This window comes from Capilliphycus salinus ALCB114379 (assembly GCF_047276495.1).
GTDB lineage: Bacteria > Cyanobacteriota > Cyanobacteriia > Cyanobacteriales > Microcoleaceae > Capilliphycus > Capilliphycus salinus.
Genome location: NZ_CP178543.1, coordinates 6,190,858 through 6,206,042 on the forward strand (window position 1 = coordinate 6,190,858; position 15,185 = coordinate 6,206,042).

15 protein-coding genes are annotated in these 15,185 nt (G+C 43.9%); 3 read left to right on the plus strand and 12 right to left on the minus strand.

The window, feature by feature from the left end:
* Positions 1 to 2 precede the first annotated feature (2 nt).
* The 3 genes from ACL6C3_RS24940 to thyX all read right to left on the minus strand — a co-directional run bounded on the left by ACL6C3_RS24940 (position 3) and on the right by thyX (position 2,560).
* Entirely contained in the window at positions 3 to 554 is a 552-nt protein-coding gene (locus tag ACL6C3_RS24940) for a deoxycytidylate deaminase (protein WP_413162165.1), read from the minus strand.
* Positions 555 to 557: 3 nt separating this feature from the next.
* Positions 558 to 986, minus strand: coding sequence for a dUTP diphosphatase (gene dut / locus ACL6C3_RS24945; RefSeq protein ID WP_413162167.1), 429 nt, complete (start codon positions 984 to 986; stop codon positions 558 to 560).
* Positions 987 to 1,243: 257 nt separating this feature from the next.
* The gene (gene thyX, locus ACL6C3_RS24950; protein WP_413162169.1) at positions 1,244 to 2,560 is read right to left on the minus strand and encodes an FAD-dependent thymidylate synthase; all 1,317 of its coding nucleotides are present in this window, start codon (positions 2,558 to 2,560) and stop codon (positions 1,244 to 1,246) included.
* Between the two features lie 116 nt (positions 2,561 to 2,676).
* Here thyX and ACL6C3_RS24955 point away from each other — a divergent pair, with 116 nt between their 5' ends.
* Positions 2,677 to 3,243: an HD domain-containing protein gene (locus ACL6C3_RS24955; protein ID WP_413162171.1), complete on the plus strand. Its 567-nt coding sequence runs from the start codon at positions 2,677 to 2,679 to the stop codon at positions 3,241 to 3,243.
* Positions 3,244 to 3,296: 53 nt separating this feature from the next.
* On the plus strand, positions 3,297 to 4,439 hold the full coding sequence (locus ACL6C3_RS24960; RefSeq protein WP_413162173.1) for an ABC transporter ATP-binding protein: 1,143 nt from the start codon (positions 3,297 to 3,299) through the stop codon (positions 4,437 to 4,439).
* 17 nt (positions 4,440 to 4,456) lie between these two features.
* Here ACL6C3_RS24960 and ACL6C3_RS24965 read toward each other — a convergent pair whose 3' ends face one another.
* The 5 genes from ACL6C3_RS24965 to pgl form a co-directional block, all read right to left on the minus strand.
* Entirely contained in the window at positions 4,457 to 4,975 is a 519-nt protein-coding gene (locus tag ACL6C3_RS24965; RefSeq protein ID WP_413162174.1) for an FHA domain-containing protein, read from the minus strand.
* Between the two features lie 147 nt (positions 4,976 to 5,122).
* Positions 5,123 to 5,875, minus strand: coding sequence for a PRC-barrel domain-containing protein (locus ACL6C3_RS24970; RefSeq protein WP_413162176.1), 753 nt, complete (start codon positions 5,873 to 5,875; stop codon positions 5,123 to 5,125).
* Between the two features lie 113 nt (positions 5,876 to 5,988).
* Complete coding sequence (locus tag ACL6C3_RS24975; RefSeq protein ID WP_413162178.1) at positions 5,989 to 6,483, minus strand: FHA domain-containing protein; 495 nt, start codon at positions 6,481 to 6,483, stop codon at positions 5,989 to 5,991.
* Between the two features lie 130 nt (positions 6,484 to 6,613).
* The gene (locus tag ACL6C3_RS24980) at positions 6,614 to 7,360 is read right to left on the minus strand and encodes an FHA domain-containing protein (RefSeq protein ID WP_413162180.1); all 747 of its coding nucleotides are present in this window, start codon (positions 7,358 to 7,360) and stop codon (positions 6,614 to 6,616) included.
* Positions 7,361 to 8,072: 712 nt separating this feature from the next.
* Positions 8,073 to 8,804, minus strand: a complete 732-nt coding sequence (gene pgl, locus ACL6C3_RS24985; RefSeq protein ID WP_413162182.1) for a 6-phosphogluconolactonase — start codon at positions 8,802 to 8,804, stop codon at positions 8,073 to 8,075.
* A 293-nt stretch (positions 8,805 to 9,097) separates the two neighbouring features.
* Between pgl and ACL6C3_RS24990 the strand changes: the two genes are divergently transcribed.
* On the plus strand, positions 9,098 to 10,351 hold the full coding sequence (locus ACL6C3_RS24990; protein WP_413162184.1) for a hypothetical protein: 1,254 nt from the start codon (positions 9,098 to 9,100) through the stop codon (positions 10,349 to 10,351).
* On the opposite strand, the gene ACL6C3_RS24995 is transcribed toward ACL6C3_RS24990, so the two are convergent.
* From ACL6C3_RS24995 to ACL6C3_RS25010, 4 genes are all read right to left on the minus strand, one after another.
* Positions 10,348 to 12,144: a hypothetical protein gene (locus tag ACL6C3_RS24995; protein ID WP_413162185.1), complete on the minus strand. Its 1,797-nt coding sequence runs from the start codon at positions 12,142 to 12,144 to the stop codon at positions 10,348 to 10,350. The two genes, ACL6C3_RS24990 and ACL6C3_RS24995, sit on opposite strands and share 4 nt — an antisense overlap.
* A gap of 45 nt (positions 12,145 to 12,189) precedes the next feature.
* The gene (locus ACL6C3_RS25000) at positions 12,190 to 13,368 is read right to left on the minus strand and encodes an LptF/LptG family permease (protein ID WP_413162187.1); all 1,179 of its coding nucleotides are present in this window, start codon (positions 13,366 to 13,368) and stop codon (positions 12,190 to 12,192) included.
* Positions 13,365 to 14,093 carry an LPS export ABC transporter ATP-binding protein gene (gene lptB / locus ACL6C3_RS25005; RefSeq protein ID WP_413162189.1) on the minus strand — a complete coding sequence of 243 codons (729 nt, stop codon included), beginning with the start codon at positions 14,091 to 14,093 and terminating at the stop codon, positions 13,365 to 13,367. Before lptB ends, ACL6C3_RS25000 begins: the two co-directional genes overlap by 4 nt.
* 231 nt (positions 14,094 to 14,324) lie before the next feature.
* Entirely contained in the window at positions 14,325 to 14,861 is a 537-nt protein-coding gene (locus ACL6C3_RS25010; RefSeq protein WP_413162190.1) for an LptA/OstA family protein, read from the minus strand.
* Positions 14,862 to 15,185: the final 324 nt, after the last annotated feature.

The window sequence follows — 15,185 nt, forward strand, 5'->3', positions numbered from 1 at the left end:
CTTTAAACTTGAGGAATTGAAGTCGGTTTTAATAAGAAATTAGCCGCTTTTTTAGTAATCTCCTCCGACAGATGAATCTGTTTGAGTTTAACCAAATTTTCACTGACAAATAAATCTCGAACCATCACTTTTTCACCCTTGTTAAAAGAAGTTTCATAAAAAACCTCTTTAATTCCCGCAGAAATAATCAGTTTCAAGCAAGAAATACAGGGTTCTAACGTCACATAAATACTCGCCCCCCCGCAGCTAATACCGTGTTTTGCAGCTTGGGCGATAGCATTGGCTTCGGCGTGAACCGCCCGAGAGGGTAAAGATGAACTGGCGTCGCAGCTACTTAACCCCGGATAGCAGTAACCTTGGGTTGTGCAGTGTACCGAACCCGATGGCGAACCATTGTAACCGGTGGCGACCACTTGGCGATCTTTGACAATAACGGCGCCGACGGGAAACGCCAAGCAAGTTGAACGGGTGGCGGCGAGTTTGGCTAACATTAAAAAATATTCGTCCCAAGTGGGGCGGAGTGGGGGTTCGTAGTGAGAAAATTGTTCATTCATCAGTTAAAAACCGCTCGATCCAAATCCATTATCTCCTCTAATTGTTGAATTGAGTTGTTCAACTTCTTCTATTTCCGCGTGTATGACGGGTGCGATGACGAGTTGAGCGATTTTCATGCCTTTATTAATCTTAAAGGTTGTTTTGCCGTGATTGATTAATATTACCCCAATTTCGCCCCGATAGTCGGCGTCTATGGTACCGGGCGTGTTCAATACGGTGATTTGATGTTTGAGGGCTAAACCGCTTCGGGGACGAACTTGGGCTTCGGTTCCGGGTGAGAGTTCGATAGAAATTCCGGTGGGAATGAGTTGGCTTTCTCCGGGTAAAATTTCTCGATCTTCTATGGAATATAAATCCAGTCCGGCATCATTGGGATGGGCGTATTTTGGCACAATTGCCGCTTCGTTGAGTCTCAATATTTTGATTTTCATTTTATCCTATTTTTCCGAATATTTTTAACAACAGTTCAAGCATCTTGCTTGCTAAATAATATCATGTCCGACTCATCAATAATCATTATGTAGGGGCGCGCCTCATTACAGTTTACAGTTTACTGTTACCAGTGACCAGTCATGTAGGGGCGCGCCGAGCGCAATTATTTATGTTTTCCCACTCTCAACTGATATAAACCCGCCCTTCTTACTTAGGACTAGCTATCAACAGAATTAACTTTAATTCTATCATAAATTTAGGGCGAAAGTCTGGCTTTTCCCATGCGAGTTGTTTTGTACCAAGCTGCAACCTCTGGAACCCAAGTTTCTACATGAGGCCACATCAATTCGCAGAGTTGTTGAATTTCCAGTTGGGCATCTTTTTTATAGCGCAAATCCAGAAAATGTAACAGAGTTCGCAAGTTTAAACTGACCACAAAATGTTGACGGTAATCAAAGGGAAGTTTGCCTCTAGCGTGTTCTTCGGACATTCCACTTTCAAAGTCGATTTGATAGCGTTTTACCGCTTCTAAACACCAGTCTAAATCGGCTTGTCGTTGTTCGGGAGAGTAGTAATATTTTTTGCCCTGTCGGTTTGTATAGTCGCCAACCGGACGCAAATAAAACACATCTTCTAGATCTTTTTTTCCTTCTAAAACTTCTATAAACTGTTGTCCCGTGTACCGAAAAGAGTTGTGAACAACTAGACCATTGGCGACGAAGTTATGCCATTTTCCTTCTACTTCAATATCGTAGGTCATTTGTTTTCCCAAATACTCCACTTTTCGGACTTTCACCGGATGAGCAATTAATTTTTTCTTTTCCTCGATAACAGTTTGACCATTACACATTAAAGAAATTGGCTTAGTCATTTGGATAACATTACCACTATAATCAGTGATTAAACCCACTGCATCTCCCATCGTTTGCCAACCTTTATCGGTTAACAGCCGATGGTTTACCGTACAGTCTAAAGTTTTGCCATCTTCTAAAGTTAAACGATAAACGGGTTGAACTCCGCTACACATTACATCTTTAATTGAACCTGTTGTAAATTCTCCCGTTTCTTCGTTTAAAACTCTCAACCGCATTTTACGGATTCTGTTTTTGCAGTCGCGGCGATATTCCCCTGGAGGTTCCCCATTTCTACCTCGAATTGACCTTTCACGAATTGCTTTTTCTCCATTTGTCCACAGATCATATAACTCGCCAATTGTTTTTTTGAGTCGGGGTGAAGTTTCTCCCTCGATATTGACAAAGGTGATCTCTGTATCCGCACCCAAACACTGAACATCAAAGGAAATTCCTACCCGATGGGTTCGGGCTTGCTGCATGACGCTGTGGGGAAAATAACCGCAATTAAACACAATTTGAACGTGTTCTAACGGCCCGTAATGTCCTCGTTCTCCGGCTAACAGACGCTTGACAATAATCTCCCCGCATTTGGTTTCAGACGGCCATTTTTCCCGTTCGTCGATAATAAATTTATCGGAATAGTCTTGGTGCATTGCCGCATAAATCACGGTTTGCGGGTTGGGGGTTTGGGCGATAACTTCTACTCTAAATTTATCCATTCTCTTGATCCGAAAAATCGTTAAATCTTATAAAATTTTCTCTACAGAACTTACCTTAATTTTACAATATAACTGAAATATTTTATGTTATTTTAAGAGAAGATTGGGGAAAAAACATGATCCTATCCTCTCGTTTTCGTCAGGCGCTCGTCTACGCCTGTGAACTCCACGCCGAGCAAGTTCGCAAGGGTTCCGGCGTTCCCTACGCGGCGCATTTGTTGGGTGTTGCTAGCATTGCGTTAGAATACGGGGCAAACGAGTCGGAAGCGATCGCCGCACTGTTACATGATGCCATAGAAGACCAAGGCGGCGCATCTACAAGGGAAGAAATTCGCCGTCGGTTTGGGGAGACGGTCGCCGCTATTGTAGACGGGTGTACCGATACGGACCAAACGCCCAAACCCCCTTGGCGAGAACGCAAACAAGCTTACATTGACCATCTTCCCACGACGAGCGCTTCCGTGCGTTTGGTTTCTGCGGCCGATAAACTTTATAATGCCCGATCTATTTTACAAGATTATCGTCAGGTCGGTGAAACAATTTGGGAACGGTTTACAGGGAGAAAAGAAGGAACACTTTGGTATTATCGCTCGCTGGTCGAGGCTTTTGAAAAGGCAGAAACAACGCCTCTTGTTGAAGAATTGGATCGGGTTGTTTCTCAGATCGAACAGTTGGCAAAATGAATTGACTTGATGACAACTACCCTTGGATTAACTTTTACGATTAAAGGAAAAAAATGGCAAATGTTCGCTTAGAGAAAATCAACCGTATCTATAATAATGTTACCGCAATTGAGGATATTTCTTTTGAAGTTCCCGACGGTGAATTTTGGGTGCTTTTGGGGCCTTCCGGCTGTGGAAAATCAACAATTTTGCGGACAATAGCCGGTTTGGAAACGGCAACAAGCGGCAATCTTTATATTAATAATCGCTTGGTGAATGAAATTCCGGCTCGTCAACGAGATGTGGCGATGGTGTTTCAAAATTACGCCCTTTATCCCCATATGAGCGTCGCGGAAAACTTGGCATTTGGTTTGAAAATGCGTCAAATTGAACCTCAAATTATACAGGAACGGGTTCATAAAGTTGCGCGATCGCTATCAATTGATCGTTTATTAAACCGCAAGCCCAAACAACTTTCGGGCGGACAACAACAGCGGGTTGCACTGGGGAGGGCGATAGTACGAGAACCCCAAGTTTTTCTACTCGATGAACCCCTTTCTAATCTCGACGCTCAACTGCGGGATGACACGCGAGCGGAACTGAAAAAGTTACATCAACGTTTAAATATTACCACAGTTTATGTTACCCACGACCAAACCGAAGCGATGACATTGGCGGATAAAATCGTCGTGTTAGACCAAGGAAAAATTCAACAAATTGGAGATCCTCAAACCGTTTATGCCCAACCGAAGAATCAAATGGTTGCCACTTTTTTAGGCAATCCTCCGATGAATATTTTACCCGTTACCTACGGAAATAGCATCTTTTGGATCGCCAATCAATCTTTTAATTGTCCCCTAGAAATTCAAGAAAAAATCAATCCCAAAGATCGAGAAAGTTTTAACTTGGGAATTCGTCCCGAACATATTGAACTGGTTACATCTAACGTTAACCAACAAAATCTTCAGTTGGACAGTCGAAAATCCAATCAAGCTTTGCTGTCGGTTGAGGTGGATGTGATTGAACCTTTGGGTCGAGAAATTTTAGTTCGAGCGAGTTTATCGGTATCCGATAATTCAGAGTTTTCCCAAACTGTAATACAATTTCTAACCCCAGTAGAAATCCGTTTAAAACCGGGCGATCGCATTTCGATTAAACTCGACCTCAATCACGCTATTGTTTTCGCTCCCCAGACGGGAGAGACATTATACGCTTAATCTTCTAGGGGAAAATCCTATTCTGAGAATTCTATTCTTGTGGTTGAGTTATCTTCTTCCTCCTCTTCTACTTCTTCTTCTTCGATTTCAAAGCTAAATTCTTCTTCGGCTAAAACTTCATGTTGTTGTTCAACTTGAACCGTTTTTTCCGGCTCATTTAATGGATTTAGAGTCAGAGTTTGTTGGTGAGCAGAATCATCAATTTTAGGAGTGGAAGGGAGTTCATTTTTAATCACCGAACTCAATTTTACCATCAATCTAGGCCCGGAATGTCCGAGACGAATCACCATTCCATCTTTAATGAAAAACTGATTGAGAGGTTTATTATTGATATAGGTACCGTTTGTACCGAAACACAAAGCTTCCCAACCTGATTCTCGGTTCCACAGTTCTAAATGATGACGAGAAACAACAGCATTATAAATCACAATATCATTATCTTTCGCACGGCCGATCCGAATCGTTGACTTATCCTTAAAAGTCCACCGATTGACTGGTATAGGTTGAGTTGGATGAATGAGAATCAAAGTAATCACTTATAAATCTAAAAGTGAGATAAAAATATACAGAAATTTTTCAGTCGGAATCATTACTTTTGTTGTCGGCTTCAAAATCAATCTAATCTTCTCAAAAATTGGGAATTTTAAGTTGACCAGAAATTTAACTTCATTTGAGGAGAAACGTTAGGAATGATCCCGATCGCTATTCGTCTCGCCAGAATTTGCCGGCAGTTCTTTGGGTTTTATTTCTTGGGGTTCCCGTTCTTCGGAAATAATTTCTACTTCAATTTCTTTCATTCCCTCCTGTTTTCCTTTCGTGATTTTTTGAGCATTTCGTTTCAAGCCTTCAATATGTTCTCGGGTTTTCTCGAAATCCTCTTGTATAAATTCCGCCGCCTGACCCATCTTTTGACCCCAACCTTCCGAATATTGCTGAGGGGTTTTGATGGCAGCTTCTAAGACAATCAACCGTTTGTTTCCCGCGCTAGAAACTGCCGTTGCGGGTAGAATATATACTCCTTCTAAGACGCCTCGCAACCCCTGAGAAGTGTAGAGATAATGATTAATAAAACCGGTTTTTTGCTCAAAAATATAGTCAACAATGGAACCGATTTTATTTCCGGCATCCGTCCAAACTTCGTGATTCATCCCGTGAATGGCTTGTTCCGGTTTCGTGGGATTTTCGTCGGATTCCTCCTGAGAAATCGGACGATTGACGAGAACCGCATCATCACCGATTTGAACAATATTATCCCAAGTAAAGACTCGTTTTTGACCTCGAATCAGTCCCGATTTACAGGTCAAAGCCACCACTTGATGAGATTGAGGATTGATCCAGAGTTGTTCGACTCGACCTAAATCTTCAACAGTATTACGTTCTAGCACCAATCGATTGATTAACTCACTCCGTTTAATCATTTGGGTTTCGGTATTCATAGAGTTAGCCCCACAGTATTTTAAAATTGATCGGCGTTAACGGATGACAACCTCCTGATTTGTTTAATTCTAATTGAGGCCAAGTTCCCCCCAAAATCTCCAGCCAGCATAAATTACTCAGTTACCGTAATATCTTCCTGGGGTTCAGAGGATATTAATTGAGAAGAAGTTGAAGACGAAATGTGATCGACTTTAACTCCGGTATCTAAATGATCTGCTGTTTTTATTTGTCTTTCGCGAACTCCAATTCGACTCATTAAATGTTGACTTTTATCGGCGGGAATATTCAGCTTAATTTTTGGCCCGGAAATCGCTAAATGAATAATTTGTCCGTCAGCAATTGGAGATTCTTGAACCAGTTTTCCGTCGAGATAAGTGCCATTTGTCCCTAAACCAACAATCGTCCAAGTTTTTCCTCGCAGTCTTAACTCGACATGATAGCGGGAGACTACAGCACTATACAAAACGACATCATTTTTCACCGAGCGGCCGATCCGAATCACCTCCTCCTGTTCAAAAGTCCAAACGCGAACGGGAATAGATTGGTTGGGATGAAGTAAAGTTAAGGTAATCACATTGACAGGTTTCAGTTCAAGTAGAGCACCCAAGCACAATTTTAGATGGTTCGGTTCCAATTTTGAACCCCAACAAATCCAGATTCATCGATCGGGTCTGATCTCAAGACTTGCCTTTTTTTGATATCGAGTTCAAAATCACACCTGTAATCTTCAAATTGCCTTAGGAATGTTGAAAAATAAACGAAACGAGATCCCCTTTTCCTAAGGATACGCGATCGCCAGGTCGCAACCGATGTCGATTTCCCTTGGTCAGAGGAATATTATTGACATAAGTTCCATTAGAACTGCCGACATCTTCAATATAATAGGAATCTCCCTCAACCCGAATATCGGCATGGGTACGAGAGACAATTTCCGAATGAGGGAAACCGGAAACATCAAGATCTGGGGGAACCAGATCGTTCGGCTTTCCAACGTGAATCACGGGTAAATTGGGAGGGAGTTCCAAAGTCACATTCGTTTGGATGTGCAGCAAACGTGCAGATAGATGTTGCAGTTGAGTCGTGGGACTCCCCGCTGTTTGCACCGATGCTGTCGGTGGAGATGAATTCAAGTCCGGACTGGTCGTCGCTCTCACCCCCACCGGCTCGGGATCGGGGTTAGATTTTTCTAAATTTGGGGGGGCGACCGCAGAAGTAACAACAGGTTCGGGAGTCACCAACGGCTCGGGTGTCACGGGAGCAGAGGGTGGAGAAACCACAGTCGGTATAGCGGCGGGGTCTTCTTCCAAAGGTGCTGCTGTTGCTGGCTGCAAATTATAGCCACACTGACCGCAAAAAGCAGCATCACTTTGAACGGTTGCACCGCAGCTTGGACAAGTCGTGGTTGTTGGTAGCGGAGTGTAGCAAGCTTCGCACTGAGTTGCTCCCTCCGGGTTTTGGTGATTGCAATTGGGACAAACAATCATCACAATTCTCTGTAGTCAGCTATTACAATTCTGACACTTCGAGACGCTCTCAGCTATGAATTTGTGAGAAATAGGCAATTATCAGTCACCCTTCGGGTTCAGCAGTCGCTCTCTTGCGAACTTCGCTCTCGGCGGAAACCGCCGGGCCGCAAGGAACGCGCTCATGGGGGAAACCCGCGCAAGCCCTCGCTGCAACACCTGTCACCAGTGAAGAGGCAATCATGCAAGAGTTTTGTAGGGGCGGGTTCGGCCAAAATCTCTGTTTTCCTAGAAATAACTTACATAAACCCGCCCCCAACCCGTTAACAATTTTTCCCGGACAACTGGGGTGGGTTTAGATCAGTTATCTGTGGGTAACAGACGCCCACAGGGGGTGGGTTTAGATCAGTTATCTGTGGGTAACAGACGCCGGATTACAGAACCCGCCCCCAACCCGTTAACAATTTTTCCCGGACAACTGGGGCGGGTTTAGATCAGTTATCTGTGGGTAACAGACGCCGATTACAGAACCCGCCCCCAACCCGTTAACAATTTTTCCCGGACAACTGGGGCGGGTTTAGATCAGTTATCTGTGGGTAACAGACGCCGATTACAGAACCCGCCCCCAACCCGTTAACAATTTTTCCCGGACAACTGGGGCGGGTTTAGATCAGTTATCTGTGGGTAACAGACGCCGATTACAGAACCCGCCCCTACATCGGACTCCTATTCCCTATTCCCTATTCTCCGTTAAGACTTGACCGGCGGCTTCATCTAACAGCCACCAGAGTTCCCCTTGAGGTTGGATGGCGCGAGAGGGATACATCATTTCGTCGGCGGTTTCGGCAAAAACCTGAGTTAAGGCGGGTTGTTTATTCTCCCCCGTCACCAAAAACATCACACATTCAGCTTGGTTAATCAGGGGAACCGTAAACGTTAAACGGGGTTGACCGGCCTTATTCCCCACCGCAATTAAGCGATCGCGAACCTGTAACGCTTCAGTCTGGGGAAACAGACTCGCCGTGTGAGCATCATCCCCCATCCCGAGTAAAATCACATCAAAAGCGGGAAACTCTCCCTCAGACACCTGAAAAAAGCGGCGCAACTCGGCATCGTACTGACCGGCATCGGCAAGGGGATCATTTCCGCCGGTCGGCATCGGGTGAATATTCTCAGGTGGAAACGGGACTCGCTCCAGCCAAGCTTGACGAGCCATCCCTTCGTTACTATCGGGGTGATCGGGGGCAACGTAGCGTTCATCTCCCCAAAAAATATGAATCTTATCGAGGGGTAAATCTTCGGCCGCCAGCCCTTCATAAAGCGGTTTTGGGGTACTTCCTCCCGCCAACACCAGGCTAAACAGGCCTCGGGATGCGATCGCGGGTTCGATTTTGTCCAAAATAATCGCTTTTGCTCGCTCTACAAGCTGATCGCGACTGGGAAAAAGTTCAATATTTTTTTTCATAGTCCAGAAAATCGAGTTAGACAACAAACCATAAAAGCAATTAAGCCGGAGCAATGCTCTATCTGTCCGGGGTTTCACCCCTGATTTCTCGCCCGACCTCGCTCTAAAGAAAACCAACAGTTAAAATAAAACTGTTAGAGTTCAATTGGCGAGGCGATTGGAGTGACAACGGCTCAATCCAGCCAAGACGCTACTCACACAGACGAGGTTATCAGCTTTAAGGCGATTTGGATGAGAACTCTAATGATTTCTTCAATGATTTCTTCAATCCCTCTTTAACGGAAACTAAACCGATGTCTATCCTTAAAAAAACATCTGAGACTCTTAACCTGATCGGCGCCAAACTTAAACCCGCCACCCAACCGAGATTTTGGGGGCCAATCAGCGTCACGGCTATCGTTGTTGCTTTTATTTGGCAAGTTTCAGAACATCCCGAATGGTTTGAGTTGGACGATCTGCGAGAAGCCGTTTCCAATTCGGGAAATTTCGACGATCGCCTTTCTCAAGAAGACCGATCAATTGCCGCCGATATTGACAGTTCAGCCGTTTTGCTCAAAGAATTAGAAGGGCCACAACTGTTACCCTACCCCATAAACGAGCCAATTAACGCCGCAGAAGGCGTACTCGATCAAGCGCGTCAATCCGGTTTAAATCGCTCTACAACGCCTTCAAGCTCGTCTAATCCGCTGTTAGAACCCCCATCGGCTTCCAATAATACCTTACCCGATTTTCCGGTTGCGCCAACGCCATCGGACTCCAATAATATCCTCAATTTCAACCCCACCCCCACTCCTTCTTCTCCGCCCCCGTTACCTCAAAACCCTTCCGGCTTAACGCCTGCGAATCCCTTCGAGGTCAACTATCCCAGTGCGACAACCGCCCCAGAGGGAGAGACATCCACCAATAATCCCCTACAGGCGGCGATGGATCAATATAATATCCAAGAACAAGGACAATCAAATCAACCGAGTTCATCTTCGTCCGATTTGAGGGTAAACAGCAATCAACCCCAAGTCAACCCGGTCAATGTTCCCGGAAAACCCACAAATTCCACCCCGACAAGCGTTGTCAGTCAACCCATTGTCGAAATTCCTCCCGCCACTTGGATTGTACCCCGTCCAAGCACAACTCCGACTCTCCCCACCAGTCCGACAACGACAACCAACTCCTATCAAACCAATATTTCTATCACTCCCCCGGTTGTTCCTTCTCAACCGATAATTCCCCCCACCCGGACCGACGCCGCAGTTACTCCCGATATACAGAATATTTACAATTCCTACAGCACCTATCCCAACGTCAATTCTAACGGTTCCTACAGCGCTCCTTATCCGAATAATAACGCTTCTCCCATTCAAGCCTATCCGGGCTATTCTAACAACACTTCAACCAATCCCCAAGACTATCAAGTTAATCAAAATAGTCTCATTCAAAGTCCCGCCGATCAATTTAATCAAATGAATCAGCAACGTTCTTACTCCGTTCCCCGTCCCATTCCCGGGCGCCGAATTGGAGGGGGCGAAATTAACACGTTTGCCAATCCTTAAAGCCGGTTTTGACCTTGTTGTAAAATACATTCAGCATCGAGTAATTGTCTGTGTTCGCTTCTGACAACTGCACAACCTTCGACTAAAGTTGAAAGGACAAAGACTTGTCCTTGTTTGATGCTGTCTAAAATGGGTTCAACTAACTCGACTTGTCGAATTAAAACCCGGGTTGAAATGTATTCGGCTTTGAATGTACTTTCTCCATCCAACAGCCAAAAATCAACCCCATATTTGCGGATAAAGTCTTGAACTTCGCTCAAATCAGAGCTATATTGAGCATTAACTAAGTCTAATAAACGCTGGTAAAATTGAGTATAATATTGGGTATGGTAGGGGTAATCATATTCCAGTGCAATTAATGTCGAACGTTGGGCTAAAGTGGGAATAAAATCGGCTTCTTCTGAAAGGGTAGCGACTAAAGTTTCTTTGGGTTGTTTTTGCAGAAATTCATAAATTAGCGGTTCTTTTCCGGTGCGATAGAGTTGGTTGGGAAGGGTAACACCGGGTAAAAAAGGAACAATTATTAGCAACATTCCCAAACCGAACGTTAGGCTAAAAAACGTTAATTGGTAGCGATTAAAACCGTTTTCTATCAGTTGAATTAAAGCCCGAATTTGGGCTTCTAGAATTAAGATTACCGCCAAACCTGCGGCGAAAATTAACACAATTTTGAAGCTGTGGTAAGTGTAGCGAGTTGGAAAATATAGCTGGAATAAAACCGCATGGGCTAAGAAATATAATCCCAAAGAGGCTAATAAGATTTGTCCTAAAAGTTTAATTTCAGAATCGATTTGTTTGGCGATAGGAAAGCGTTGAGTTTGTTTGAGTAAAAACGGTAAGGCGAACCCAAATAAAGCCAGCGGGGGTATAAGTCCGATAAAGAGTAAACCCGTTTGAGGGGCGACTAACCAGTAAATAAAAGGATTATCGTGAAAGAAAAAAGCCCGTCCAAATAACCCGTCTAAAGGGTAAAATTCGGGTCTTAATTTGGCTTCAGCAAGGGTGATCATTTCGCCAAATTCAGTTGTATTGAGTTTGTAGGGGAGTAAAATTAAAACCGTAACAATTCCTCCCGCTAACCAAGCTAAACGGTTGAATTTTTGAGAAGAAAGCTTTATTTTGTTATTGTGGAAATCAAACAATCTGAGGGTTAAAATCCCTAAAAATAGCAGGGTAATTTGGGGATAAAATAAACCCGATAAAGCGATCAAAATTAGCAAAGGAAATAAAGATTGACGCAATAGGTAATATAAAAAAGCCAAAAATATCGGATAAACAAACGCTCTCGGTGTCGCAGAAACGAGATCATCTTCTATCCATAACGCTTGGTTTAAAATCAATGTTGTGATCAAACCAACTGCGGGAATGGGTAACAGTTGTAAACTGACTGCAAAACAATAAACTGTGGTAATTAACCCTAAAATTAGCGGTAAAATCTTACTCGCAATCAAAGGATTAATTCCAAAAAAAGCGATAATTTTATAAAAAACTTTGTAACCCCAAGGCGCGAGAGATTCCAAATAATTGGCGATTAAATCTTGGGGAAAAAGTTCGGAGTCGAGAAAGCGTTGCATCCAAAAAACGTGTTGTCTCGCATCATCCTGAATCACATATTCGCTGTTAAAAGCCTGTTGCATGGAAAGAAAACCGTAGAAAAAAGCAATCAACAGACTGAGGATGAAACACCATCTAAAATGAGGATTATAGCGAGAAAGAGTTGGGGTTGTTAAAGATTGATGAAAAGCGGTAAAAACTGGTTTTAAAAAGGGCTTGAAGCTTTGAGTTTTGAACATATTAAACGATAGATACTCCCGTTGTTTGAGAAGAATTTCAGGAAATTAACGAGATGTTCGATACAGTAAAAAACTAGAAACCCCCAAACCGATAGCAATGGGTAGCCAACCCGCAACAAAAGGAGTTAAAATCCCTTTTTGTCCCAAAGCACCCGTAACAAATGCTAACAGATAATAGGAAAAAATAATGATAATACTCAGCCCAAAACTGGTACCCCGACTGGTTCGTTCAGGGCGACAACCCAGCGCCGCACCCAACAAACCAAACACCACACAAACAAACGGAAGGGAATATTTTTGTTGAATTCTAACTTTAGTTTTCTGTACAATCTTGTCATTACCACTGCTTTTCATCAGTTCTAAATATTCGTGGGCTTGTATAATATTCATCTCATCATAGCGACGTTTGCGACTGGCTAAATCTAAAGGAACGCGAGACAATTTTAACTCTTTGTGATCGAAACGGACAATATTACGATAAGATCCTTGAGGATCGACCATGTAAACCGTACCGTCGTAAAAATCCCAACTTTGTTCGGTTCCATTCCAAACCGCCGATTCCGAGGAAATAATTTGAGTAATTCCCTGTTGAGATTGATCCAAAATTGTCACCCCCTTCATGTTCTTCCCATCAAATTCTTGAGCATAAAATAAACGCACAAGGATGCTGACTTCTTCATCCGAATTTTCGACAGGAACGCGACGATATTCGGGATAGAAAATATTATCTTCTTTGACGGGAAGTCGATCTTGATGCAGTGCTTTTTCCAGAGTAATAGAAGCCCGATAGTTGCTGGCGGGAACGAGTAATTCATTAAACACAAACATAGAAGCGGTAATAAACAAGCTAAAAATTAGCGTGGGAATCACCAACCGATAAATACTAATTCCGCAACTTCGCAAAGCGACAACTTCGCTATCGCTAGACATTCGCCCATAAACAATTAACGTCGTCAACACCATCGACATCGGGAAGGATAAAACGATAAATTCGGGCATTTTCAACAAAAAGATTTGCACCGCAATTCCCACATCCAAACCCGACTCGGCAATTTGACGAACCAAGTCAAAAACCGTATCAATCGAAAGCGCAACCGAGGTAAACAATCCCACCCCAAACAAAAACGGAGCGATGAGTTCAGTAATAATATAGCGATCTAAAATCGACAGATGGAAACTCGGAAATTTTAAAGAACTAATCGACTTGGAAATTGATGTTTTCATAGTTGAAAGCTATCACCAAGGTAATATTGTCGTACTAGAGGATTATTGTAAAGTTCTTCAGTCGAACCGGAAGCAAAAATTTGTCCGTCTCGCATAATGTAAGCGCGATCGGTAATTTTCAGCGTTTCGCGAACATTGTGATCGGTAATTAAAATTCCCATTTGGCGCGCACGAAGTCGAGCGACAATTTGTTGAATTTCAGATACCGCAATGGGATCGACACCAGCGAAAGGTTCATCAAGCAATAAAAAGTTAGGAGACCTCACACCACTAGCCAAAGCACGGGCGAGTTCAGTCCGTCGTCGTTCCCCTCCTGAGACTTGATTTCCCATCGTATCGGCGACTTTATCCAAGCGAAACTCCCGCAGTAAAGTATTCAGTCGAGAACGCCATAAATGGGGAGGAACTTGGGTTTGTTGCAAGATGAGCAGAATATTGTCCCTGACAGTTAAGTGACGAAAAATACTCGCTTCTTGTGTCAGATAACCAATTCCCAGTCGCGCCCGTTTGTGAATGGGTAAAGTGGTAATATCCTGTTCATCGAGATAGACGCTACCTTCATCGGGCTTTTCGAGTCCTGTAGCGATGTAAAATGTGGTTGTCTTCCCGGCACCATTGGGGCCAAGCAAACCCACAATTTCCCCTTGAGAAACCGACAAGTGTACCCGACTGACAACGCTGCGTTTTCCGTAGGATTTATGAATATTCTCCAGTACAATTTTCATAAACTGATCAAGCTTTAAACTGCCGAGGTCGTTGAATTGAGACGAACAAAAGAGTAAGCCCAGATGAAAACCTAGACTGAAAAAATCCCCTTCGGGTTCAATGGGCGCGATTGTTTGTTCTCAAAAAACTATCTACTCCTTTGCTTACGTTTATGCAGCGGCAGTTTTTTGGCTTTTAAGCCCTACTCGCGATCGCAAGTATTGTTCAGTATACAATTACTGCGTTGAATTTTAGGGAGCAGCAGGAGCGCTAAAGGGATTTTTAAAAGCGGGTTTGGGGTTAAACGGTTCAACCGCAGCATTTTTGGCACTGGTGCTGTCGTCGGGAACAATATAAATGGATTCCACCTGTTGACCGCCGGCGGGGAGGGCCACAAAGCGTCCTTCATCGATCAGATAGGTAACGGTTTCTCCGCGAATACTGTTACCTTCTTGTAAAATGAACACATCTCCGCTCAATACAATTCGCCGTTCTCGACTAAAATATTGAGCTTGGGCGGCGGTTGCTTGAATGTTGCGGGCGGGATAGTTAATTTGAACGTTACCCCGAGCGGTGACTATTCCGGTATTGGCATCTGCTTCTTGAATATCAGAGCGAACCGTCATCGCCGTTGCGGGGTCTTGTTTAGCCGGAGGTGCGGGTTGGGCTTGGCTGACAGCCGGATTGAAAAAGTTTTCAGATACAATTATACTGCCGAATGCTCCGGGCAGTAATAGGGCAATCAGTAAGCGTGATCGAGTGGAATTCAGGAATTTAGAAAAAAGCATTATAACTGATTAGCAGAACAGGACAGACACGACGTTGATAAAGACGTTGATAAAATAGACTGATCTGTGTGCCTATTGTACTCGATACAACACCGTCATTGTGCGATCCGGCGATTGGTCGTTAAGAGGGAATAGGGAATAGGGAATAGGGAATAGGGAATGGGGAATAGGGAATAGGGAATAGGGAGTCGGGTTGGTAGGGGCGCGCCTCTGTAAAAATGTATGTTTTCTGAGAAATAACCTCACTAAACCCGCCCAGGTGTCGGGTTTCGGGTTTCGGGAATAGGCAAGATCTCACCCTGCACCCCCTGCACCCGGTCCAAC

What these genes read in the sequence shown, in the direction of transcription:
- ACL6C3_RS24940 (WP_413162165.1), bottom strand. Translation starts at nt 554, where the DNA reads ATGAATGAACAATTTTCTCACTACGAACCCCCACTCCGCCCCACTTGG.
- dut (WP_413162167.1), bottom strand. Translation starts at nt 986, where the DNA reads ATGAAAATCAAAATATTGAGACTCAACGAAGCGGCAATTGTGCCAAAA.
- thyX (WP_413162169.1), bottom strand. Translation starts at nt 2,560, where the DNA reads ATGGATAAATTTAGAGTAGAAGTTATCGCCCAAACCCCCAACCCGCAA.
- ACL6C3_RS24955 (WP_413162171.1), top strand. Translation starts at nt 2,677, where the DNA reads ATGATCCTATCCTCTCGTTTTCGTCAGGCGCTCGTCTACGCCTGTGAA.
- ACL6C3_RS24960 (WP_413162173.1), top strand. Translation starts at nt 3,297, where the DNA reads ATGGCAAATGTTCGCTTAGAGAAAATCAACCGTATCTATAATAATGTT.
- ACL6C3_RS24970 (WP_413162176.1), bottom strand. Translation starts at nt 5,875, where the DNA reads ATGAATACCGAAACCCAAATGATTAAACGGAGTGAGTTAATCAATCGA.
- ACL6C3_RS24980 (WP_413162180.1), bottom strand. Translation starts at nt 7,360, where the DNA reads ATGATTGTTTGTCCCAATTGCAATCACCAAAACCCGGAGGGAGCAACT.
- pgl (WP_413162182.1), bottom strand. Translation starts at nt 8,804, where the DNA reads ATGAAAAAAAATATTGAACTTTTTCCCAGTCGCGATCAGCTTGTAGAG.
- ACL6C3_RS24990 (WP_413162184.1), top strand. Translation starts at nt 9,098, where the DNA reads ATGTCTATCCTTAAAAAAACATCTGAGACTCTTAACCTGATCGGCGCC.
- ACL6C3_RS24995 (WP_413162185.1), bottom strand. Translation starts at nt 12,144, where the DNA reads ATGTTCAAAACTCAAAGCTTCAAGCCCTTTTTAAAACCAGTTTTTACC.
- ACL6C3_RS25000 (WP_413162187.1), bottom strand. Translation starts at nt 13,368, where the DNA reads ATGAAAACATCAATTTCCAAGTCGATTAGTTCTTTAAAATTTCCGAGT.
- lptB (WP_413162189.1), bottom strand. Translation starts at nt 14,093, where the DNA reads ATGAAAATTGTACTGGAGAATATTCATAAATCCTACGGAAAACGCAGC.
- ACL6C3_RS25010 (WP_413162190.1), bottom strand. Translation starts at nt 14,861, where the DNA reads ATGCTTTTTTCTAAATTCCTGAATTCCACTCGATCACGCTTACTGATT.